At 72.1% G+C, this 22,729-nt stretch carries 16 protein-coding genes; 9 read left to right on the top strand and 7 right to left on the bottom strand.

Annotation, left to right across the window (positions count from 1 at the left end; all coding sequences use genetic code 11):
• Window positions 1-117 precede the first annotated feature (117 nt).
• The 8 genes from ACIQWA_RS30145 to ACIQWA_RS30110 all read left to right on the top strand — a co-directional run bounded on the left by ACIQWA_RS30145 (window position 118) and on the right by ACIQWA_RS30110 (window position 11,414).
• The gene (locus tag ACIQWA_RS30145) at window positions 118-930 is read left to right on the top strand and encodes an ABC transporter permease (RefSeq protein WP_360236934.1); all 813 of its coding nucleotides are present in this window, start codon (window positions 118-120) and stop codon (window positions 928-930) included.
• 428 nt (window positions 931-1,358) lie between these two features.
• Complete coding sequence (locus ACIQWA_RS30140) at window positions 1,359-3,263, top strand: putative Ig domain-containing protein (RefSeq protein WP_402487835.1); 1,905 nt, start codon at window positions 1,359-1,361, stop codon at window positions 3,261-3,263.
• 136 nt (window positions 3,264-3,399) lie between these two features.
• The gene (locus tag ACIQWA_RS30135) at window positions 3,400-3,864 is read left to right on the top strand and encodes a hypothetical protein (protein ID WP_402487833.1); all 465 of its coding nucleotides are present in this window, start codon (window positions 3,400-3,402) and stop codon (window positions 3,862-3,864) included.
• A gap of 150 nt (window positions 3,865-4,014) precedes the next feature.
• Window positions 4,015-5,133 carry a serine hydrolase domain-containing protein gene (locus ACIQWA_RS30130; protein ID WP_402487831.1) on the top strand — a complete coding sequence of 373 codons (1,119 nt, stop codon included), beginning with the start codon at window positions 4,015-4,017 and terminating at the stop codon, window positions 5,131-5,133.
• An 87-nt stretch (window positions 5,134-5,220) separates the two neighbouring features.
• Window positions 5,221-6,006 (top strand): MerR family transcriptional regulator, encoded by a 786-nt coding sequence (locus ACIQWA_RS30125; protein WP_402487829.1) that lies wholly within the window; start codon window positions 5,221-5,223, stop codon window positions 6,004-6,006.
• A gap of 196 nt (window positions 6,007-6,202) precedes the next feature.
• Window positions 6,203-7,150 (top strand): ABC transporter ATP-binding protein, encoded by a 948-nt coding sequence (locus ACIQWA_RS30120; RefSeq protein ID WP_402487827.1) that lies wholly within the window; start codon window positions 6,203-6,205, stop codon window positions 7,148-7,150.
• Window positions 7,147-8,520 (top strand): ABC transporter permease, encoded by a 1,374-nt coding sequence (locus tag ACIQWA_RS30115; RefSeq protein ID WP_402487825.1) that lies wholly within the window; start codon window positions 7,147-7,149, stop codon window positions 8,518-8,520. The genes ACIQWA_RS30120 and ACIQWA_RS30115 overlap by 4 nt, the downstream gene beginning before the upstream one ends.
• Before the next feature lie 131 nt (window positions 8,521-8,651).
• Window positions 8,652-11,414, top strand: coding sequence for an alkaline phosphatase family protein (locus ACIQWA_RS30110; RefSeq protein WP_402487823.1), 2,763 nt, complete (start codon window positions 8,652-8,654; stop codon window positions 11,412-11,414).
• Here ACIQWA_RS30110 and ACIQWA_RS30105 read toward each other — a convergent pair.
• Both ACIQWA_RS30105 and ACIQWA_RS30100 read right to left on the bottom strand, forming a co-directional pair.
• Entirely contained in the window at window positions 11,384-11,980 is a 597-nt protein-coding gene (locus ACIQWA_RS30105; protein WP_402487821.1) for a GNAT family N-acetyltransferase, read from the bottom strand. The genes ACIQWA_RS30110 and ACIQWA_RS30105 overlap by 31 nt on opposite strands.
• Window positions 11,974-12,441 carry a rhodanese-like domain-containing protein gene (locus ACIQWA_RS30100; RefSeq protein ID WP_402487819.1) on the bottom strand — a complete coding sequence of 156 codons (468 nt, stop codon included), beginning with the start codon at window positions 12,439-12,441 and terminating at the stop codon, window positions 11,974-11,976. Before ACIQWA_RS30100 ends, ACIQWA_RS30105 begins: the two co-directional genes overlap by 7 nt.
• A 175-nt stretch (window positions 12,442-12,616) precedes the next feature.
• On the opposite strand from ACIQWA_RS30100, the gene ACIQWA_RS30095 reads away from it, so the two are divergent.
• Window positions 12,617-13,678, top strand: coding sequence for a hypothetical protein (locus tag ACIQWA_RS30095; protein ID WP_402487818.1), 1,062 nt, complete (start codon window positions 12,617-12,619; stop codon window positions 13,676-13,678).
• Window positions 13,679-13,699: 21 nt separating this feature from the next.
• Here ACIQWA_RS30095 and ACIQWA_RS30090 read toward each other — a convergent pair whose 3' ends face one another.
• The 5 genes from ACIQWA_RS30090 to dnaE all read right to left on the bottom strand — a co-directional run bounded on the left by ACIQWA_RS30090 (window position 13,700) and on the right by dnaE (window position 22,667).
• Window positions 13,700-14,887 (bottom strand): aminotransferase class V-fold PLP-dependent enzyme, encoded by a 1,188-nt coding sequence (locus ACIQWA_RS30090; RefSeq protein WP_402487816.1) that lies wholly within the window; start codon window positions 14,885-14,887, stop codon window positions 13,700-13,702.
• Window positions 14,888-14,900: 13 nt separating this feature from the next.
• The gene (locus tag ACIQWA_RS30085) at window positions 14,901-16,229 is read right to left on the bottom strand and encodes a pyridoxal-phosphate dependent enzyme (RefSeq protein ID WP_402487814.1); all 1,329 of its coding nucleotides are present in this window, start codon (window positions 16,227-16,229) and stop codon (window positions 14,901-14,903) included.
• Window positions 16,226-17,788 carry a Y4yA family PLP-dependent enzyme gene (locus ACIQWA_RS30080; RefSeq protein ID WP_402487813.1) on the bottom strand — a complete coding sequence of 521 codons (1,563 nt, stop codon included), beginning with the start codon at window positions 17,786-17,788 and terminating at the stop codon, window positions 16,226-16,228. The genes ACIQWA_RS30085 and ACIQWA_RS30080 overlap by 4 nt, the downstream gene beginning before the upstream one ends.
• 208 nt (window positions 17,789-17,996) lie before the next feature.
• Window positions 17,997-18,776, bottom strand: a complete 780-nt coding sequence (locus ACIQWA_RS30075; protein WP_402487812.1) for a class I SAM-dependent methyltransferase — start codon at window positions 18,774-18,776, stop codon at window positions 17,997-17,999.
• Between the two features lie 303 nt (window positions 18,777-19,079).
• The gene (gene dnaE / locus ACIQWA_RS30070; protein ID WP_402487810.1) at window positions 19,080-22,667 is read right to left on the bottom strand and encodes a DNA polymerase III subunit alpha; all 3,588 of its coding nucleotides are present in this window, start codon (window positions 22,665-22,667) and stop codon (window positions 19,080-19,082) included.
• Between the last annotated feature and the right edge of the window lie 62 nt (window positions 22,668-22,729).

The raw sequence follows: 22,729 nt of genomic DNA, 5'->3' as shown, positions 1-22,729 counted from the left end.
TTGGGCTCCCTCCTCCGCCTTGCGATGCACGCACCCCAACGCCGCCCCGCCCGCCCTCCGGGCGAACGACGGGGGTTTGAAGACGGGCCCTAGTACACCCCTCGGAGGCGTACCCCCGTGATCCTCTCCCGCCGCACCCGGATCGCGCTGCGCGCGGCCACCTTCCTCGGCCTCGCCGTCGTCTACCTGCCGCTGCTGCTGGTGCTGGTCAACTCGCTGAACCGGGACCGCTCCTTCGCCTGGCCGCCGACCGGGCTCACCACCGAGTGGTGGGTCCGGGCCTGGCAGTCCGAGGGCGCCCGCAGCGCCCTGGTCTCCTCGCTCCAGGCCGGGGCGGGCGCCACCCTGGTGGCGCTGGTGCTGGGCACCATGACGGCCTTCGCCGTCCAGCGGTACCGGTTCTTCGGCCGCCAGGCGGTGTCCTTCCTGGTGATCCTGCCGATCGCGCTGCCCGGCATCGTCACCGGCATCGCGCTCAACGCCGCCTTCCGCACCGTGCTGGGCCCGGCCGGCATCGGCTTCGGCCTGCTCACCGTGGTGATCGGGCACGCCACCTTCTGCGTGGTGGTGGTGTTCAACAACGTCCTCGCCCGGCTGCGCCGGCTGGCCCCCTCCGCCGAGGAGGCCTCGGCGGACCTCGGCGCCCACACCTTCCAGACCTTCCGGTACGTCACCTTCCCGGCCGTGCGGTCGGCCCTGCTCGCGGGCGGCCTGCTGGCCTTCGCGCTGTCCTTCGACGAGATCGTGGTGACCACCTTCACGGCCGGCCCGGCCGTCCAGACCCTGCCGGTCTGGATCTACGCCAACCTGGCGCGCCCCAACCAGGCCCCGGTGGTGAACGTGGTGGCGGCGGTGCTGGTGCTGCTCTCGGTCGTCCCGGTGTACCTGGCCCAGCGGTTGTCCGCGGACAGCGCCGGCGGACGGTTGTGACAGGGGGCATGAGGGGCGGTCCTGAGGGGTGGTCGAGACGGTGGTCGTGACGATGGTCGTGACTGCTGGTTCCGGAAAAGCTGCAATGTTGAAACGGCGACGTTTCACCGAATGTCGAAACAGTCTTCCGAGCGATATTCAGTGAATGCCGTGGGCCTCGAATTGACTTCCCGACAGGCCCTTCACCTGCCCGAACACCGTTCTTAATGTTTCCTTACCCGCAGCCGTTGACCACCGTTCATCAACTCTGCTTTCCTTCATGCCCAAGCAGCTGGCCCCACCGAGAGACCGTCAATTCCGGCTGTCCGGAAGATAGAACCGGATTCGGCGCCCGGTGGATTCCGCCTGTTGCTCCTTCCCCACAAAGGGATCGTTCGCGGCCCCCAGCCGCAATGGGCGATCGGCAAGCAGAGAGGCACCCTCACCCCATGGGTCACTCCCCCAGAATGCGGCGCGCGAAGAACGCGGCGCTCACCGGCCTGGCGTCCATAGCGCTCGCCGCCGCCGGTCTCGCCGGCGCGGCCGGACCGGCCGCCGCCCAGGACATCTCCAGCTCCTCGGGCAGCGTCAACAACGAGTTCAACCCCTGGAGCCCCCAGAACGGCCACCCGTACCGCCACGGCGCGGTGATGGGCAAGCAGCAGCAGAAGAAGTACAAGGAGTGGATGGCCGCCCACGCCCAGGCCGCGGCCACCGGCCAGCAGACGCTCTCCTACGGTGGCGGCGTCGACGGCATCGGCGTGCAGAGCGGTCACTCCAAGGTCTACCTGGTCTTCTACGGCAGCCAGTGGGGCACCCAGACCACCGACGCCAACGGCAACGCCAAGTTCTCCGGCGACTCGGCCGGCGCGGCCGGGGCCACCCAGCAGATGTTCAAGGGCATCGGCACCAACGGCGAGACCTGGTCGGCCGACCTGACCCAGTGGTGCGACGGCCCCAACGTCGCCACCGGTGCGGTCAGCTGCCCGTCGAACGCCAACTTCATCCCGTACCAGAGCGGCGGCGTGCTCTCCGGCGTCTGGTACGACAACGCGGCCCCCTCGCCCGCCTCGGCCACCGGCAACCAGCTGGCGCAGGAGTCCGTCAAGGCCGCCGGCCACTTCGGCAACACCACGGCCGCCTCCAACCGTGACGCGTACTACATCATCCTGTCGCCGCACGGCACCAACCCGGACGACTACCAGAACCCCACCACCGGGTACTGCGCCTGGCACGACTGGAACGGTGACACCACCCTCACCGGCGGTGCGGCCAGCTCGCCCTACGGCGACATCGCCTTCTCCAACCAGCCGTACAACATCGACCAGGGCGCCAGCTGCGGCGTCGGCTTCGTCAACTCGCCCGGCACGCTGGACGGCTTCACGATGACCCTCGGCCACGAGTGGCACGAGATGATGTCCGACCAGAACCCGGCCGGCGGCTGGACCAACCACGTCTCCGGCAGCTCGTACAACGGCCAGGAGAACTCGGACGAGTGCGCCTGGATCCAGCCCGGCTCCACCGGCGGCGCCGCCAACGTCTCCTTCGGCTCCTACGGCACCTTCGCCGAGCAGGCCAGCTGGTCGAACGACACCAACTCCTGCGCCATCACGCACGCCATCCTGAACCACGGCAACACCAACACGGTCACCGTCACCAACCCGGGCAACCAGTCCGGCACCGTCGGCACCGCGGCCAGCCTGCAGATCAGCGCGAGCGACTCCGCCTCCGGCCAGACCCTGACCTACTCGGCCACCGGCCTGCCCGCCGGCCTGTCGATCAACTCCTCGACCGGCCTGATCTCCGGCACCCCGACCACCGCCGGCACCTCCAGCGTGACGGTCACCGCGACCGACACCACCGGCGCCGCGGGCAGCACCACGTTCAGCTGGACCGAGTCCGGCGGCTCCGGCGGCGGCAACGCCATCACCAACGGCGGCTTCGAGACCGGCAGCCTGAGCGGCTGGACTGCCGCCGGCTCCACCTCCGCCACCACGGGTGCGGCGCACAGCGGCAGCTACGGCGCGATGGTCGGCTCCACCAACCCGACCGGCGACTCCTCCGTCACCCAGACCTTCACCGCGCCGACCGGCTCCAGCAAGCTGTCCTTCTGGTACAGCAACACCTGCGACGACACGGTGACCTACGACTGGGCCACCGCCACGTTGAAGGACAACACCACCGGCACGACCACCACGGTCCTCGCCAAGACCTGCACCACCACCGGCAGCTGGACCAACAAGACGGCCACCGTCACCCCGGGCCACTCGTACACGCTCACCCTGAGCAACCACGACGACAACTACCCGGGTGACCCGACCTACACCTACTACGACGACGTGACCGTCTCCTGACGATCGCCTCGGCTCGACGCACCGGGGTGGGCCTCGCGCCCGCCCCGGTGCGGTATTTCCGTATTCGGGGGGATCCGATCCGGCGTCCCGCGCGTCCAACCGGTACCGCTGCCGACCCTCTCCCGAAGGAACCCCCGTGAAGCTCAACAGACCCGCCGTCCTCGTCCTCGGCTGCGCCGCCGTCCTGCTGGCCCTGACGGGCTGCGGCTCCACCGGACCCTCCACGGCGGCCTCCGCCCCGGCACCGACGGTCACGGCCGTGACCACACCGGCCGCCGTGACCGTGACCGCCGACGAGAAGGCCAACCACACCACGGTGAAGGTGTCCGTCGGGGCCACCGTCTCGGTCGAACTCCAGGGGACGTACTGGTCCGGCGCCACCAGCTCCGCCCCCGCGGTGCTCGCCCCGACCGGCTCCCCGACCACCGCGCCGTCCCCCTCCTGCCGCCCCGGCGGCGGCTGCGGCACCGTCACCACCTCCTTCACCGCCCGTACGGCGGGGACGGCCCACCTGACCGCCTTCCGTACCGTCTGCGGCGAGGCCCTCAACTGCACGCCGAACCAGCGCAGTTACGACGTGACGGTGGAGGTCGCCGGCTGAGCCGCCGGCTGAGCCGCCGGCTGAGTCGGCGGCGCGGCGCGCAGCACCGCTGTGGGCCGGGTCACACTTGAGGCCGCCCCTGGGGCAGGGTGGAGATTCGTCGCAGCAGCCGGACAACGGTCCGGGCACGACGAACACCGGGGAGCACCCATGACCACCGTCCAGTCCCACCACGCCGACCGATCCGCCGACTCCGGCCAGGGCCAGGACCGACCGGAACTGCGGCGGGCGATCGAGGAACTGGCCGGCTCCGGCTTCCTCGGCGTCCAGCTGCGGGTGAGCGACGAACGGGGCAGCTGGGCCGGCAGCGCCGGATCCCGCGAACTGGACAGCGCCGCCGCGCCGCTGACCGACGGCCACTTCCGGATCGGCAGCAGCACCAAGAGCTTCGTCGCCACCACGGTGCTGCTGCTGGTCGCCGAGGGCCGGATCGGCCTGGACACCCCCGCCGACCACTACCTGCCCGAGTTCGGGCTGGACCACCGGATCACCGTACGGATGCTGCTCCAGCACACCAGCGGCGTGTTCAGCCACACCGGCGAGCTGCTGGCGGACGGCACGGTCGAGCCCGGCGTCCCCTGGCGCGGCAAGGAGTGGGTGGACCTGCGCTTCCACACCTACCGGCCCGAGGAGCTGGTCCGGCTGGCACTGTCCCGGGCGCCGCGGTTCGCGCCGGGGGAGGGCTGGAGCTACTCCAACACCAACTACGTGCTGGCCCGGCTGGTGATCGAGCGGGCCACCGGCCGGACGTTCGCCGAGGAGCTGCGGCGGCTGGTCCTGGCCCCGCTGGGGCTGACCGGCACCGTGGCGCCGGGCAGCTCGCCCGAGCTCCCCGAGCCGCACCACCACGGCTACTACCGCTACCGGGACGGCGGGCAGGAGCGGACGCTCGACGTCACCCGGCACGACCCCAGCTGGGTCGCGGCGGGCGGCGACATGATCTCGACCACCCAGGACCTCCACACCTACTTCGCCGCCCTGATGAGCGGGCGACTGCTGCCCGCCGGGCTGCTGGCCGAGATGCGCACCCCGGAGGAGCGGGTCGGCTACGGCCTCGGGCTGTTCGCCCAGGACCTCGGCCCGGACGGCGGCACGATCTACCACCACAACGGCGCCACCATCGGCTCGGCGGCGCTGATGTACGGCTCCGCCGACGGCCGCCGGATCCTGACCGCCGGTCTGAACTACGTGGACGACCCGGAGATGTCCGTCGCGGCGGCCTTCCAGCAGGCCCAGCAGCGGCTGGTCGCCGCGGTGTTCTCCGGCTGACCGAGATCCCTGAGCGGGGCACCGGTCGGGGGCGCCCGGCCGGGGGGCGCCTCGCCGACGGAGCCGACCACAGGAGAAGCTTGGCGGATGATGAGCGGAGTCACGATCGGTCAGGCGGCGGCCTTCCTGGGCGTCTCGGTGAAGACGGTGCGGCACTACCACGAGCACGGGCTGGTGGCGGAGCCGCCGCGGGACGGCTCCGGCTACCGGCGGTACGGCTCGGACCAGCTGCTGCGCCTGGTGCAGGTCCGCACGCTGGCCACCGCCGGGGTCCCGCTGGCCGAGATCGGGCCGCTGCTCGACGCCGGGGCGGAGGAGTTCGCCGCCGCCCTGGCCGACGTCGAACGCCGGTTGGCCGAGCGGATCGCCGAACTGGAGCAGCGCCGCGCCACGCTGCACCGACTGGCCGAGGGCGACCGGGCCCTGCTGCCCGACCGCGCCTGCGCCGTCCTGGACCGGATGGCCGGACTCGGCTTCGGCCCGGACTACGTGGCCGGGCAGCGCGAGGCGCTGGTGCTCGCCCGGGTGCTGGTGCCCGGCGGCTTCGACGCCTTCCTCGCCCAGCTCGAACGGCAGCTGGACGACCCCGGGTTCGTCGACCTGGCCCGGCAGGCCTGGGAGGCCGAGGGCTGGGAGCCGGACGATCCGCGGCTGGAGGAACTCGCCGATGCCATGGCCGAGCGCTACCTCGCCAATCCCGCGCTGCTGGCGGACCAGGCCGGTCTGGAGGCCTGGAGCAGGGCCGCCACCCAGTACCGGCTGATCGACCGGCACCGCGAGGGCGAGCTGCGGAACTCGGCCCGGCTGACGGCGCTGACCGAGGCCCGACTGCGCGCTGCCGGGGCGCCCGTGCCCCGGCTGCCCCGGCGGTGAGGCCCTGGCTGCCTCAGCGGTGAGGCCCCGGCGGTGAGGCCCCGGCGGTGAGGCCCGGTGACGTCATGCACCTCAGAGCGAGGGCCGACGGCCCCCGCCACGGAGCCGACCCGCTGTTCCCCCGGAGTTCAACCGCGTGCTCCTGACGCCGCCCCGCCAACCCCCTACCTTCCCTGGGGGACTGCGAGAAGGAGCCATGGAAGACACGCAACCTGCCGTACGGGCCAGGGGATTGACGAAGTGCTTCGGTGACGTCGTGGCGCTCGACGGAGTCGGTCTTGAGCTGCTCCCCGGGCGGATCCACGGGCTCGCCGGGCCGAACGGAGCGGGGAAGACCACCCTGCTCGGGCTGCTGCTCGGGCTGGCCGTCGCCGACGGCGGCGAGCTGGAGGTGCTGGGCAGCCCGCTCGGCCGGGCACTCGCGGCACCCGACGGCGTGGCCGGGTTCGTCGACGGCCCCGGCCTCTACCCCTCGCTGACCGCGCGGCGCAACCTCGCCGCGCTGGCGGCCCTGCGCGGGGAGGACGCCGGCGCCGGGCGGATCGACGAGGTGCTGTTCGAGGTCGGACTGCGGGACGTGGCCGACGACCGGGTGCGCGGCTTCTCCCTGGGCATGCGCCAACGGCTCGGCCTGGCGGCCGCGCTGCTCACCCGGCCGCGGCTGCTGGTGCTCGACGAGCCCTCCAACGGCCTGGACCCGGCGGGCAAGCAGCACGTCCACGGGGCGCTGCGCCGGCTCGCCGAGGACGGCGTCACCGTCGTGCTGTCCAGCCACCGGATGGACGACCTGGAGTCGCTCTGCTCCGAGGTGACGATCCTCGCCACCGGGCGGGTCCGGTTCTCCGGCCCGCTGGGCGAGTTGGCCGCCGAGACCCGCGCGCTGGAGCACCGGCTGCTCACCTCCGACCTGCGCGCCGCCCGGCGGGTGGCCGTCGGGACGGCCGGGGTGACGGTGCTGGACGGAGCCGGGGCCTGGCGCGGTACGGAGGCGCTGGTGGTGCGCGCCACCGGCCCGGCCGTCGAGCGGCTGGTGGACGGGCTGGTGCAGGAGGGCGTACGGCTGCGCGAGGTCGCGCCCGTGGTGTCGCCGCTGGAGGCCGCGTACCTCGCCCTGACCGAGGAGCAGCAGGAGGAGGGGCGATGAGCACGGTCACGGCGGGGAAGGCGGCGTCCGGTGCGGCCGCAGGGCCCGGGGCGCGCCGGGTGCCGGTGGGCCGGGTGTACCGCTTCGAGCTGGTGAAACTGGTCTCGCAGTGGCGGATCCGCCTGCTGGTGCTGGCCTGTTGGGCGCTGCCCGGGCTGTTCGTGGCCGCCGTCGCCCAGCAGGGCACGCTGCCCTCCGACACCCTGTTCGGCCGCTGGATGCACGCCACGGGCTGGGCCGGCCCGCTGGTGCTGCTGGGCTTCGCGGGCTCCTGGGCGCTGCCGCTGCTGACCTCGGTGGTCGCGGGCGACGTGTTCGCCGCCGAGGACCGGCTCGGCACCTGGCGGCACCTGCTGGTGGCGGTCCGTTCGCCGCACCGGATCTTCCTCGCCAAAACCCTGGCGAGCGCCACCGTGATCGTCCTGCTGGTGGCCGGACTGGTGGCCTCCAGCACGGTGGGCGGGCTCGCGGCGGTCGGCGACCGGCCGCTGGTCGGCGTCGACGGGCACCTGCTGGCACCGTCCGACGCGGCCGTGGGCGTCCTGCTGGCCTGGACCGCCGCCCTGGCGCCGACGATGGCGCTGGCCTCGCTCGGCCTGCTCGGTTCGGTCGTGCTGGGCCGCTCCCCGATGGGCCTGCTCGTCCCCGCCCTGTCCGCGGTCGCGATGCAGCTCGCCCAGACGCTGCCGCTGCCGGTGCCGCTGCGACTGGCCCTGCCCGGCTACGCCTTCGTCTCCTGGAACGGGCTGTTCGCCGACCCGAACCGGCTGCCGGAGCTGCTGATCGCGGTCGCGGTCAGCCTGGTCTGGGCCGTGGTGGCGACGGCCGCGGCCCACCGGCTGTTCGTCCGGCGGGACTTCACCAACGGCAGCGAGGACGGCGAGAAGCGCCGCGCGCTCACCCACGGGGTGCTGCCGCTGGCCGCGCTGCTCGCGCTGACCACCGGGGCGGTCGCGGTGGCCGCGCCCTCGACCGGCTCGGGGATCAGCCGGGCGAAGGTGCAGCGGACGGTCTCCACCGTGTTCGCCCACCTGTACCGGCTGCAGACCGAGCAACTGCACCGCCCCGCCGTCACCGAGGCCGCCCTGCGGGTGGCCGCGGACTGCAACCGGGGCGACGGCCAGGTCGAGCCGGAGGGCCCGGGCAACGACTGGCGCTGCGTGGTCACCTGGCACCTGCCCGGCACCGAGGCCCCCGGCAGCGCGATCTACCAGCTGGACGTCGCCTCGGACGGCCGGGTGATGGCCGACGGTGACGGGCCGAAGGAGGTCAACGGCTACTTCCTGGTCCACACCGGCACCGGGGACGCGCCGAACCCGCTGTGGCAGTTCGACGCCCAGATCGACCTGCTCGACTCCTCGACGGACTGAGCGCCCCGCCCGTACCGCCCCGCAGCACCCGCGCACCGCCCGCACCGCCCGCACCGCCCCGCAGCACTCGCAGCACCCCGCAGCGAAGACACCGGAATCAACGCAGCGCACTCACACGAAGGGCTGACGCCATGCAGGTAACGCGTCGTCGACGAGTCCAGCGGGAGCACCCCGTGCTCCTCGGCCGCCGGGCAGCACGCCGGACAGGCCGCCGGGCCACCCTGGCCACGGCGTGCATCACGGCGGTGGCCGTGGCCACCGGCACCGCTTTCGCGACCACCCACCAGTTCGGCACCGACCAGGTCGGCCAGGTCACCGCCGACGGCCAGGTGATATCCAGCGACCAGTACATCGCCCCGTACGGCGACCGCCTGGTCATCAACAACGGCAAGCTGATGGGCTCCCGGGTCAGCCCGGACGGCACCCACCTGGCCGCCTCGCTGGCCGACGGCGACGCCTCGTTGGTCGTGGTCGACCTCAGGACCGGCAAGGTGCAGCAGCGCGCCGGCAAGGCCAAGACCGCCGACCTGCACCTGACCGACGGCTCGGTCGGCCAGGAGGCCCCGGTCTACTCGCCGGACGGCAAGCAGCTGTGGCTCGGCCAGCTGGACGGCTACACCAGGTTCACCGTGCAGGCCGACGGCTCGCTGGCCGACCCGGTGCGGATCGCCATCCCGGCCGACGGCAGCAAGCACGCGCTGGCCTCCGGCGCGGTGTTCTCGGCCGACGGCTCGACGGTCTACGCGGCCGTCAACGGCCAGAACCGGGTGGTCGAGATCAACGCGGCCACCGGCGCGCTCGGGCAGAGCTGGACGACCGGCATCGCACCGCGCGGCATCGTGCAGGTCGGGCGGAAGCTGTACGTCAGCAACGAGGGCGGCCGGGCCGCCACCGCCGACGACGACACGCTGAACTCCTACGGCACCCAGGTGCCGGCCGACCCGGACACCGGCGCCACCACCACCGGCACCATCAGTGTGATCGACCTGGCGAACCGCTCCGCCGCCGTCGGGTCCATCGAGGTCGGCCTGCACCCGACGGCCGTGTACGCCAAGGGCGGGACGGTCTTCGTCGCGGACACCTCCTCCGACCAGGTGTCCGTGATCGACACGGCGCGGGGCAAGGTGGTGCAGCGCATCTCCACCAAGCCCTGGCCGGAGGCCTCGGTGGGCTACGAGCCCACCGCGATCACGCTCACCGACGACGGGCGCCTGCTGGTCACCCTCGGCCGGGCCAACGCGGTGGCCGTCTACCGCTTCACCAGTGCCCAGGAGCCGGTGAGCTACGTCGGCCTGCTGCCCACCGACTACTTCCCGGCGGAGATCACCACCGTCGGCTCCAAGGTGGTCGTCTCCAACACCCGCGGCATCGACGCGCGCCGCCCCAACTCCACCGGCGCCCACAACACCCACGACACCACCTCCAGCCTGACGCAGTTCACCCTGCCGTCCGACCAGGAGATCCGCTCCCGGACGGACCAGGTCTTCCGGCAGAACGGCTGGACCAAGGGCGCCGTGCGGACGGCGGACGGGCACAAGGCGAAGCCCGTCGCCGTGCCGGCCCGGATCGGCGACCCGTCGACGATCAAGCACGTCTTCCTGATCGTCAAGGAGAACCGGACCTACGACCAGGTCTTCGGCGACATCGGCAAGGGCAACGGCGACCCGAAGCTGGCCCAGTTCGGCGCCAACGTCACGCCCAACCAGCAGGCGCTGGCCAAGCAGTTCGGGCTCTACGACAACACCTACGACATCGGTACCAACTCCGCCGAGGGCCACAACTGGCTGATGCAGGCGGACAATCCGGAGTACACCGAGTCCTCGGCCGGGGAGTACGAGCGCAGTTACGACACCGAGGACGACGCCCTCGGCCACCAGCGCACGGGCTTCCTGTGGACCGGCGCCCAGGCGGCCGGCCAGGACGTGCGCGACTTCGGCGAGTTCCACCAGTTCCTCACCAAGCCCGACGGCGCGACCTGGCAGAACCTGTACTGCGACGCCAAGAACATGGACGCGACGGGTGACGACACCGCCTACCCGCTCAACTCCTCCTCGCCGATCCCCTCGCTCAACGACGTGTCGGTGCCGGGCTTCCCGAAGTTCGACACCGACGTCCCGGACGTCTACCGTTACCAGATCTGGAAGCAGGACTTCGAGCAGAACGGCCCGGCGGCCCTCAACATGCTGTGGCTGTCCAGCGACCACACCGGCGGTCCGGCCGCCCCGGCCGCCCAGGTCGCCGACAACGACCTCGCGGTCGGGAAGATCGTCCAGGAGATCTCGCACAGCGAGTACTGGAAGGACACCGCGATCTTCGTGGTCGAGGACGACTCCCAGGCCGGCCTCGACCACGTCGACGGCCACCGCGCCCCGATCCAGATCATCAGCCCCTGGGCGCAGCACGGGGCCGTCGACAGCCGCTACTACTCGCAGATCACCATGGTCCGCACCATCGAGCAGATCCTCGGGATCCACCCGATGAACCAGAAGGACAGCGCGGCCAGCCCGATGACCACCGCGTTCACCGACAAGCCGGACCTCACCCCGTTCGACGCGGTGCCCAACCGTACCTCGCTGACCGACGGCCTCAAGACCCCGCCGTCCTGCGGCCTCGACGTGCCCGGTGCCCCGGACGCGAACGCGGCGGCGGCGCCGGTGACCACCGCCCCGCCGGCGGCCGAGCGGCAGGTCGCGGCCCAGTGGGAGGACTGGAAGTCCAAGCAGCAGCTGACCGGCCCGAACGCGGCGCCGGACCTGGCCAACCCGGCCCAGATGAACCACCTGACCTGGTACCAGACGCACAACTGGCGGACCCCGTACCCGGGCGAGGACACGATCCACGCCCCGAACGACGTCCCCGGCGCCTACCTCCCCTCCACGGAGAACGACGGCTGACACCCCCGGCCGACACCCCCGGCCACACCCCTGAGCGGCCCCCGGCCCGGCCTCCCCGCCGGCCCGGGGCCCGCCCCGGTGGCCCCGGCGTCGAGGACCGCCGCGAGGGAGAACCTGACCTTGGGGCGGCCCACGGCGCCTTCCCGGTGGTAGAAGCGGATGGCGTCGGTGTTCCAGTCGGGCGTCTGCCACTGCAACTGCGCTGCGCCCAGCTCTGCCGCCGCCACTCGTACGGCGTCGAGGAGGGCGCGGCCCCACCCTCCGCCCCGGTGTGCCTCGGTGACGAACAGGCAGTCCAGGTGGACGTACTCGGCGGCCTGCCAGGTGGAGAACTCCCTGGAGTAGCTCGCGTAGCCGGTCAACTCGCCGCCGTGGTCGACCACCAGGCACCACGCCCGCGGCTGCGCGGCGAACAGCGCGGGCTCCAGCCGGGCGGCGAGGTCCGCGGGCACCGGCTCGGCGCGCTCGTAGGCGGCGTGGTCGGCGCACAGTTGGGCGAGCGCGGGCAGGTCGGCCGCGGTGGCCGGGCGGATGGTGCCGCCCGGCCGTGCGGTGACGCTCAGCATGCGCAGGAGATGCCCGAGCGCGGGGCGGTCAGGTCGTCGACGGGGCGGCTCTCGGGGCCGGTGGCGGTGTCGTACGCGAAGCCCTCGCGGACCCAGTACTCGAAGCCGCCGAGCATCTCCTTGACGGGGTAGCCGAGGCGGGCGAAGGTCAGCGCCGCCCGGGTGGCGCCGTTGCAGCCGGGGCCCCAGCAGTAGGTGACCACGGTCTGGGTGGCCGGGTCGATCAACTGCGGTGCGAGCTCGGCGATCCGCGCGGTGGGGATGTGCACGGCGCCGGGGATGTGGCCCTGGTTCCAGGCGACCTCGCTGCGGGTGTCGACCACCACCACGCCGGACACTCCGGAGGCCAGGTCGGCGTGGACGTCGGAGACGTCCGCCTCGAAGGCGAGCCGGGCGGCGTAGTGGGCGGCGGCCTCGGCCGGGGTGGCGGCGGGGACGTTCAGGACGGCGCTGGCGGACATGGGAGGACCTCGGTCTCTGCTGGTCGGGCGGGGTTTCGGTGGGCCGTTCCGGGCTTCCCCGGTCGGCGTTGGCTCCATCCTCCGGCCCCGGGGCCCATCCCCACGAGTGGCGTGAACGCCGTAGGTCGTCAAGATCCCGCCAGCGGCCGTCGGCCCGCCGCGAGAGGATGGCGGTGTGACGATCACACCCGAGCTGGTGGCCAGCTACCCGATCCCGGACCCGGCCGGTACCCGGACCCTCCTCGACCCCAGCGGCCCCGTCCCCCGGCTGCACGTCCGCAGCGCCGAAGCGCTGCGCCTCTACGAGCTCGGCGAACGGGCCGAACTCGCGGCCGAGTTCCCGGCCCCGTCCCCCGAGCTGTGGTCGCGGACCTGGCCGGCCCCCGACCTCTCCTTCGCCGTATTCGGCACCCCGGCCGGGTACGTCGCGGTCGCCCGGGACGGCCGGACGCTCTGGCGGCAGCCGTACGGCACCTGGGAGGTGGACCGCTGGGGGTACGTCGCGTTCACACCGGCCGGGCCCGGCCGGGAACCCCGCACCTGGCTGCGGCTGCCCTCCGGCCTGCCCGACAGCACCCTGCTGCTCACCCTGGACACCGAGGGGGCGGTGCTGGCCCGGAGCATGCTCCGGTGCGGCGGCTACGAGCGGTTCGTCAGCCTGCTGCTGGACGAGTGCGGCGAGGTCACCGGGGTGAAGGTGTCCGGCGGACGTGAGGCGGACACCCGCTACCGGGCGGGCTGGGAGTCCGGCGCCGTCGTCCTGGGCGGGCGGATGCCGCAGGACGCGGAGGCCGGCCACCTCCCGGCCGAGCGCGAGTACCTGGGCGCCTCCCCGCGGCGGACCCGCTGCATGAGCGTCGACCGGAGGGGACGGGACGTCAGCTGGCACGAGCTGCCCTCCTACCGGGTCGTCGCCTCGCTGCGGCTGAGCGACTTCCCGGCCCCCGGCACCGGCGACTGCTCGGTGCACAACGACCCGTCCATCTCCTCCTGGAGCGGGTTCGTGGACGACGACACAGCGATGGTGACGCTCCACAACACCTACGACGAGGCTGCGGTGTACGTGTTCGGCGAGGAGCGCTGGCGCGAGCACAGCCACTGGCTCGCCGACCCCGCCACCGGCACCCTGCACGGCCGCGTCGAGTACCCGATGCCCGAGGTCGACGAGGTGGTCCCGCTCGGTGACGGCACCTGGATCACCAGGGACTGGAACACCTACCACCGCTGGCGCCGCTGAGCGCCCCTGCCACGGCCCCGGCTACAGGTCGGGCAGGGCGGCCAGCAGCCGGTCGATCTCCTCGGGGGAGTTGTAGGCGTGCAGGCTGACCCGCACCGAGGTGTCGGTCTCGCCGGCGCGGCCCTGGCAGTGGCCGTCGGCGCGGACCATCAGGCCGTGGCCGGCGAGGACGAAGCCGAGGTCGTTGGAGGGGATCGCGCGGTGCCGGAAGGTGACGATGGCCTCGCGGCGCTGCACCGGGGAGTCGGCGGCCAGGCTCCGTTCGCAGCCGAGGACCCGGTAGGCGTCGGAGCCGCGCAGGCCGTCGGTGAGGCGGCTTGCCAGGGCGGTGGTCCAACGCTGGATGCGGTCGGTACCGGCGGCGTCGAGCCAGTCCAGGGCGGCCTCCAGGCCGGCGATCCCGCAGGTGTTGGGGGTGCCGCTCCAGCCGCCGGGGCGGAACTCCGGACCGCGGGTGTTGCGGGCCCAGATCGCGCCGGTGCCGGGCAGGGCGAGCGCCTTGTGGCCGGAGAAGACCACGAAGTCGACGTCGAGCCGGCCGACGTCCACCGGCAGGTGGCCGACGCTCTGCGCCGCGTCCAGGCAGATCGGTACGCCGGGGCCGACGGCGGCCCGGATCCGGTGGACGTTCATGTCGGCGCCGTACACGTGGTGGACGTGGGTGGCGGCGACGAACGCCGTCCGCTCGGTGACGAGTCCGGGCAGCGCCCGGTGGTCGTAGTCGTGCGAGGCCGGGTCGTACGGGAGTTCGCGGACCCGGACGCGCACGCCGCGTTCGGCGAGCAGCTGCTGCGCCTCCAGCCAGGGCAGGGCGTTGGCCTGGTGGTCGGCGAACGGCACGATGATCTCGTCGCCGTCCCGCAGGTGCCGGGGGAGCCAGTCCCGGGCCACCGTGCGCAGGCCCTCGGTGGTGCCGCTGACGAAGTGCACGCCGGAGGGCTGCCCGGGCGCCGGGTCGCCGAGGAAGGTGGCGACCCGGGTGCGGGTGCGTTCGACCAGCGCGGTGGTGGCGTTGGCCCAGGTGTAGGTGCCGCGCCCGGCGTTGGCGTTGGCGGTGGTGAGGTAGTGGTGGACGGCGTCGAGCACCGCCCGCGGCTTCTGGGCGGTGGCCGCGCTGTCCAGGTAGGCCTGCTCGGGGGCGCCGGTGATGATCGGGAACTGCTCCCGCAACTCCCGGTGCCAGCCGTCCAGTTCTTCGAGAGTGCTCATTCGCGGCCTCCGCTCAGTCCCGGACCAGCGGCGCGCCCGCGTCGCGCCAGCCGATGATGCCGCCCGCCAGGCTGCGGGCGTCCTGGTGCCCCATCCGGGTGAGCAGCGCGGCGTACCGGACCGACTTCTCGCCGACCGGACAGGCCAGCAGGACGGGCTGGCGGATGCCGAACGGCAGGCCGCCGTGCAGGAGTTCGTCGAACAGCTCGTCGACGATGTTGACCGAGCCCTCGATGTGCAGCGCGGCGTAGGCGAAGGGGCCGCGCAGGTCGATCACCAACGGGTGCTCCTCGGCGATCCACTTGCGGGCGGTGTCCACGTCGACGGCCCGGGCGGCGGCCAGTTCGGCCTCGGTCAGGGTGCCCACCGAGTTCGGCCGGGCGGGCCGGTCGAACAGTTCGGGGCGGCGGTCGCGGACGTAGCCGAGGTAGCTCTCGACCCGGTCGCAGACGATGAACACGGCCGCCCGGCGCTCCTCGGTGTCCGCCAACTCGGCGTCCAGGGCGCGGAGGTGGCGCAGCGCGCCGTAGTAGGCGCCGCCGCCGGTCGGGCCGGCCAGCAGGCCGCAGCGGCGGACCAGGGTGAGCATCCCGTCGATGGCCTGCTCGGCGGTCACCGACGCGATGCTGTCGTAGGTGTCGGGGTCGAACAGGCCGACCTCGTGCACCTCGTCGATGGTGCGGATGCCGGGGATGAAGTCGGACTTGTGGGCGACCAGTCCGAGCACCTCGACCGCCGGGTTGTGGGCGCGCAGCACGGTCGCCACGCCGGTGGAGGAGCCGGCGGTGCCGACGCAGGCGATGAAGACGTCCGGGGCGCGGCCGTCGAGGTCGCGGACGATCTCCGGCCCGGTGCCGGTGAGGTGGGCGTCGAGGTTGAGCGGGTTGAAGTACTGGTCGGTGTGCAGATAGCCGGATCCGGCCGTGGAGAGCATCCGGTGGATGCGGGTGAGCGGGTCGTCGGTGTCGGTGGGGTCGAGGCACTCGGCCCGGCCGGGCAGCTCCTCGATCTCGGCGCCGAGCAGCAGCAGGAGGTCCTTGATCTCGGGGACCTTCATCCGGTTGGTGACGCTCTTGAACGGCAGTCCGTGCATGCCGGCGATCAGCGCGAGCGCCTTGGCGGTGTTGCCGCTGGAGAGTTCCACGACGGTGTCGCCGCGGGCGACGGCGGCGGGGAGCGCCTCACGGGTCATGTTCCAGGCGGCGCGGTCCTTGACCGAGCCGAAGGGGTTGAGCAGTTCGAGCTTGGCGTACAGGTCGATGTTGCGCAGGCCGGTCACGGCCGGGTCGATCCGGACCAGCGGGGTGTCGCCGATCGCGTCGGTGATGCTGTCGTACCTCATGCCCGTCCGTCCCCCTGGGGTGTCGCGGCCCCCGTGGCGTCGAGGGGCCAGTACTGCTCGTCGAGGCGCCAGTGCCAGGTGCCGTCCTGCCGGTAGGCGGCGACCTTGCGCGCGACGGGCTGCCGGATCGGTCCGCCGGCGTTGAAATCCATCAGGTAGCCCGCGGTGTTGGCGAAGGCGAGCAGGTCGCCGGGGGCGGGGAGGCGGGGGAGGTGGACCACCCGACGGGTGATCAGGTCCGCCTCCAGGCAGAGGTTGCCGAGCAGGTGGACGCCCACCGGGCTTCCCGAGCCGTCCGCCGGAGCGGGCCCGCCGGAGCGGGGGATCAGCACCGGGTCCATCAGCACCCCGTGGTCCTCCAGCCCGGCGTCCCGGGCGTTCATCTCCAGCCGCACCAGCCGGGGGCCGTCCGGGCCGTCCGGCCCCCGCCGCACCTCCAGGACGCGGGCGAGGGTGGCGCCGCACTGGTCGACCAGCGCCCGGCCGGGTTCGACGGCCAGGTCGTACATGTTCTCCAGCAGCAGGGTGGCCAGCGGCCGGCCGAGGGTGGGCGCGGGGTGGGAGAGCAGTTCGTCCAGGTAGGCCTCGGCGGCCACCGGGCGGTGCGCCGGGTACAGGCCCAGGGCGCCGCGCAGGGTGCCGGACTCGTTGCGCAGCCCGTAGCCGTGCCCCTGCCAGGTGAGCGCGGGCCGCCGGCCCAGGACGGCGTCGGTCAGTTCGGTGGTGTACCGCTCCCACTGGGCGGCGTCGGCCAGGTAGTTGACGCCGAAGCCGCCGCCGATGTCGATGGTGCGGGGGCGCAGGCCGCGGCGGTGGCAGTCGTCCATGATCCGGATGCAGGCTTCCAGGGCGACGGCCTTCTCTGTGATGCCGGTGGTGTCCAAGTGGTAGGCGACACCGGTGAGTTCGACGGTGTCGCGGTGGCGTTCGAGGGCGTCCAGCAGCTCGTCGAGCTCGTCGGCCGGGACGCCGAAGTGGCTCGGCCGGGTGAGGACGGTGACGCCGGGCGAGCGGAAGCCGGAGAGCCGGGGCATCACGGGCACCCGGGGGAGGGCGTGCTTGCGCACCAGGTCCGCCAGCTCGTCGAGTTCGGCCAACGAGTCCAGGTGGACGGTGGCGCCGGTTCGGGCGGCCAGCCAGAGGAACTCGCGGTTCTTGGGGCCGGTGGCCATGATCCGCCCGGGGGCGCAGCCGGAGCCGAGGGCGTGCTGGAGCTCGCCGAGGGAGGCGACGTCGATCCCGGCGTCGAGTTCGGTGCCCGATCTGGTGCCCGGTCCGGTGCCCAGCCCGGTGCCCGGCCCGGTGTCGGTGGCGGCGAGCCGCCGGACCAGGGCGCTGGAGCGGTTGGCCTTGTGGGCGAAGTAGATCCGCCCGGTGAGGCGGTGCTTGCGGTAGACGGACCGGAAGCGGGCCAGGTTGTCGGCGAGCTGTTCGGGCAGCAGCAGGTTGAGCGGTGACCCGAGCGCGTCGACCAGGGTGTGCAGGAGGTCGGTGGTGTCCAGCAGGGATCGGAGCCGTGGCTCCAGCCGTGGTTCCAGGTACAGCGGTGAGGGCCGCATGGCGTTCAGCTTCCCGTCGGTGGTCCGGGGTGAGGGGCACACGGCACGCCGACGGGCTGCCCCGGCCGGTCGACGACCGAGGGAAACGGTAACTGTTTTCAGTTTGAATCAACAGCGATTTCTGTCACGCCATAGCAAAGACTGTGCCAATACGAACGCACTCAATCCGTTTGTGACAACAGGAAGTTGGGTCCGCGGTCAACTCCGGTCAGCGCACCGCCACCAGGACGGAGCTGGCGCCGTACTGCCAGACGGATCCGGCCTGGCGGAAGCCCGCCAGCCGCAGCAGTCCGGCGTGCTGGGCGGCGGACAGGCCGTTGCCGTCACCCTCGCTGGGCGGCAGCTGCCGCTCGCGGGCCGCCAGCAGTTCGGCGAACTCCGGGATCCGGCGGGCGGCGTCCCACCACTGCGACCAGTCCTCGGCGCCGCCGACGCCCCGGCGCTGGGAGCGGCGCCGGCCGATCGCCAGCGCGAGCTCGGCGAGGGAGGGCTCCTCGGGGATTAGGTGGTCGCCGTTGACCAGGACGGCGCCGGGCGCCAGCGCGCCCGCGAGGTCGCGGTAGATCCCGAGCAGTGCCTCCGGCGGCGGGTAGTGCAGCGCGGTGGAGGAGAGTACGGCGTCCAGCGGACGGTCGAGCCCGAGGTCCTCGATCCAGCTGGGGCGCCCGATCAGGGTCTCCACCCAGCGGGTCACCCGGGGGTGTCCGGCCCGGCCGAGCGCGAGCAGCAGCGGGTCGATGTCGACGGCGACGACCTCGGCGTGCGGCAGCCGTTCGGCGACCCGCGCGGAGAGCGAGCCGGGACCGCTGCCGAGGTCCGCGATCAGCGGCCGGGCGCGGCGGCCGACGACCTGCTCCACCACGTCGACCATGACGGTGAACCGCTCCTCGCGCCCCACCGCGTACCGCTCCTGCTGGCGCTCCCAGCGTTCCAGCCAGGCCCCGGCCAGGCTCGCGTCCACCGGCATCCCGACTCCCGCTGTGTCCATGCGCATTCGCGTTCCCCGTTTCGATGCCAATGTGTGTCATGTCCATACGGATTGGCAATGGAGTCGACCGGCACGATCCACTGCCCGCGCCATAATGATATCCGTTTTCATCTGGGGCTCGTGCGACCACGGGAATTCACGAGGCGCCCGCCCGAGCGGGGCGGGCCCCGAGCGGGGAGGGTCAGGGCCGGGGCGGGGCGGGGCGGGTCAGGGGCGGGGCGGGTCAGGGTCGGGGTGGAGCGGGCCGGGGCCGGGTCGGAGCGCCGCAGTGCCCCGACCCGACCCCGGCCCGTCCGGCGGCGCCTACCGCCCGGCGGGCTGGTCCGCGGCGGCGCGTACGGCCGCGCCGGCCCAGGCGCGGTTGCCGAGCAGGGTCTTGACGTCCGAGGCGAGCCCGTTGTCGGGGTTCACCCGGAAGCCCAGCTCGTACAGGGTGTTCTTGTCCCAGTTGGTGGTGAGCAGCCGGATCGGGACGTCCCCGGGATGGGCCTGGAGGGCGAGCTTGAGCTCGGCGACCACCTCGGGCGTGATCCGGGAGGCCGGGACGGTGATCTGGACGGGCGGCTTGGTGCCGAGTTCGGCGGAGGAGACGTCCAGGGTGGTGATCTCCTGGCCGAAGATGCTCAGCGAGCCGTCGCGCTCGTTGAGGCGGCCGCGGACCGAGATGACGTTGTCCTCGATCATCTGCTCGGCCATCAGGTTGTAGGTGGCCGGGAAGAACAGCACCTCGACCGAGCCGTCGCGGTCGGACAGGGTGATGATCGCCCAGGCGTTGCCCGCCTTGTTGATCCGCCGGTCCACGCCGGTGATCAGCCCGGAGAGCCGGACCTCGCCCTCGGAGCGGCCGGAGCCGAGGAGTTCGGCGATCGAGGTGTCGCGGTTCTGGGAGAGGATGTGCTCGGCGCCGTCCAGCGGGTGGCTGGAGACGTACAGGCCGAGCATCTCGCGCTCCAGGGCGAGGAGTTGGCGTCGGGGCCACTCGTTCTCGGTGAGCTGGAAGTCCAGCCCGATGGCGGGCGCGCCGTCGCCGCCGTCCAGGGCGCCGAACAGGTCGTCCTGCCCGATGGCCTGCTGCTTCTTCACCCCGGTGACGGCGTCGATGGCGCTCTCGTGCACGCTGCTGAGCGAGAGCCGGGTGTGCCCGAGGGAGTCGAAGGCGCCGGCCTTGATCAGCGAGTCGATGGTGCGCTTGTTGCAGACCACCAGCTCGACCTTGTCCAGGAAGTCGGCGAAGGAGGTGTACTTGCCCTTCTCGTCGCGGGTCCCGACCAGGGACTCGATCACCGGCACGCCGACGTTGCGCACGGCCTTGAGGCCGAAGCGGACGTCGCTGCCGACGGCGGTGAAGTCGACCACCGACTCGTTGACGTCGGGGGAGAGGATCTTGATGCCCATCTGCCGGCACTCGGCCAGGTAGACGGCCATCTTGTCCTTGTCGTCGGCGACCGAGGTGAGCAGCGCCGCCATGTACTCGGCCGGGTAGTTGGCCTTGAGGTAGGCGGTCTGGTACGAGACCAGGCCGTACGCGGCGGAGTGCGATTTGTTGAACGCGTAGCCGGCGAACGGGACCAGGACGTCCCACACCGCCTGGATCGCCTCGTCGGAGTAGCCGCGCTCCTTGCAGCCCGCGTGGAAGGGGACGAACTCCTTCTCCAGCACCTCCTTCTTCTTCTTGCCCATCGCGCGGCGCAGCAGGTCTGCCTGTCCGAGCGAGTAGCCGGCCAGCACCTGGGCGGCGCGCTGCACCTGCTCCTGGTAGACGATCAGGCCGTAGGTGGGGCCGAGGACGTCCTTGAGCGGCTCCTCCAGCTCGGGGTGGATCGGGATGATCTCCTGCTGGGCGTTCTTGCGCAGCGCGTAGTTGGTGTGCGAGTTCATGCCCATCGGGCCGGGCCGGTACAGCGCGGAGACGGCGGAGATGTCGGCGAACTCGGTGGGCTTCATCAGCTTGAGCAGGGCGCGCATGGGGCCGCCGTCGAGCTGGAACACGCCCAGGGTGTCGCCGCGGGCGAGCAGCTGGTACGTGGTGGGGTCGTCGATCGGGATCTTCTCGATGTCGACGTCGATGCCCCGGTTGGCCTTCACGATCTTGATGCAGTGGTCGATGATGCCCAGGTTCCGCAGACCCAGGAAGTCCATCTTGATCAGGCCCATGGCTTCGCACGACGGGTAGTCGAAGCCGGTGATGATCACGCCGTCCTTGTCCCGCATGTGCAGCGGGATCAGGTCGAGCAGCGGGGTCGAGGAGAGGATGACGGCCGCGGCGTGCACGCCGGTGCCGCGGATCAGGCCCTCGATGCCGCGCCCGGTGTCGATGATCTTCTTGACGTCGGGCTCGTTCTGGTACAGCGCCCGGATCTCGGTGCCCTCGTTGTACCGGGGGTGCTTCTCGTCGAACAGGTCGGCCAGCGGCACGCCCTTGCCCATGACGTCCGGCGGCATCGCCTTGGTGATCCGGTCGCCCATCGCGAACGGGTAGCCGAGGATGCGGTTGGCGTCCTTCACGGCCGCCTTGGCCTTGATGGTGCCGAAGGTGTTCACCTGGGCCGTGTACGCGGCGCCGTACTTCTCGGTCACGTAGCGGACCATCTGGTCGCGCTGGCGGTCGTCGAAGTCGATGTCGACGTCCGGGGGGTTGATGCGCTCGGGGTTGAGGAAGCGCTCGAACAGCAGGTCGTGCTCCAGCGGGTCCAGCTGGGTGATGCCGGTGAGGTAGGCGACCATCGAGCCCGCCGCCGAGCCACGGCCGGGGCCGACCGGGATGCCGTTGTCCCGCCCGTACTGGCAGATGTCGGCGACCACGAGGAAGTAGGCGTCGAACCCCATCGGGGTGATGACGCCCATCTCCAGCTCGATCCGGTCCAGCACCTCCTGGCTCGGGCTGTCGCCGTACCGGTGCTTGAGCCCGATCTCGATCTTCTTGCGCAGGTAGGAGGCCTGGGTCTCGCCCTCGGGCACGTCGAACTGGGGCATCCGGTCGACGTAGGTGAAGACCTCCTCGTACGACTCGATCCGCTCGGCGATCGCGAGGGTGTTGTCGCAGGCCTCCGGCAGCTCGCGGAAGAGCTCGCGCATCTCCTCGGCGGTCTTGACGTAGTAGCCGGTGCCCTGGAACTTGAACCGGTTCGGGTCGTCCTTGTTCTTGCCCACGCCGACGCAGAGCAGGCTGTCGTGGGCGTCCGCCTGGTCGGCCGTCACGTAGTGGGAGTCGTTGGTGGCCAGCAGCGGGATGTTCAGGTCCTTGGCCAGGCGCAGCAGGTCCTCGCGGACGTCCTTCTCGATGTCGAGGCCGTGGTCCATCAGCTCCAGGAAGTAGTTCTCCTTGCCGAAGATGTCCTGGTAGGCGCCGGCGGCCTTGACCGCCTCGTCGTACTGGCCGAGCCGCAGCCTGGTCTGCACCTCGCCGGAGGGGCAGCCGGTGGTGGCGATGATGCCGGTGGCGTTGGCGGCGATCAGCTCGCGGTCCATCCGGGGCTTCATGTAGTAGCCCTCCATCGACGCGAGCGAGGAGAGCTTGAAGAGGTTCCGCAGGCCGGTGGCGTTCTGCGCCCACATGGTCATGTGGGTGTAGCGGCCGCCGCCGGAGACGTCCTTGCCGCCCTCGCCGTCGGCGCCGGTGGGGCGCTGGCCGCCGGGCGACCAGAACACCTGCTTCTTGAGGAAGCGGGAGGCCGGGGCGACGTACGCCTCGATGCCGATGATCGGCTTCACCCCGGTCTTGGCGGCGGCGTGGAAGAACTCGTACGCGCCGAACATGTTGCCGTGGTCGCTCATCGCGATGGCGGGCATGCCCTGTCTCTCCGCCTCGGCGAACAGCTTTCCGTTCTTCGCCGCCCCGTCCAGCATCGAGTACTCGGTGTGGACGTGCAGGTGCGCGAAGCTGTCGGACACGGCGCTTTGCTCCTCGGTGGACCGCGGGTACGGAAGCCGCCCACGTTAGCGCCTCGGCGCTG

It is taken from the genome of Kitasatospora sp. NPDC098652 (assembly GCF_044760155.1).
GTDB lineage: Bacteria > Actinomycetota > Actinomycetes > Streptomycetales > Streptomycetaceae > Kitasatospora.
This window is presented reverse-complemented; position numbering and strand designations above follow the sequence as displayed.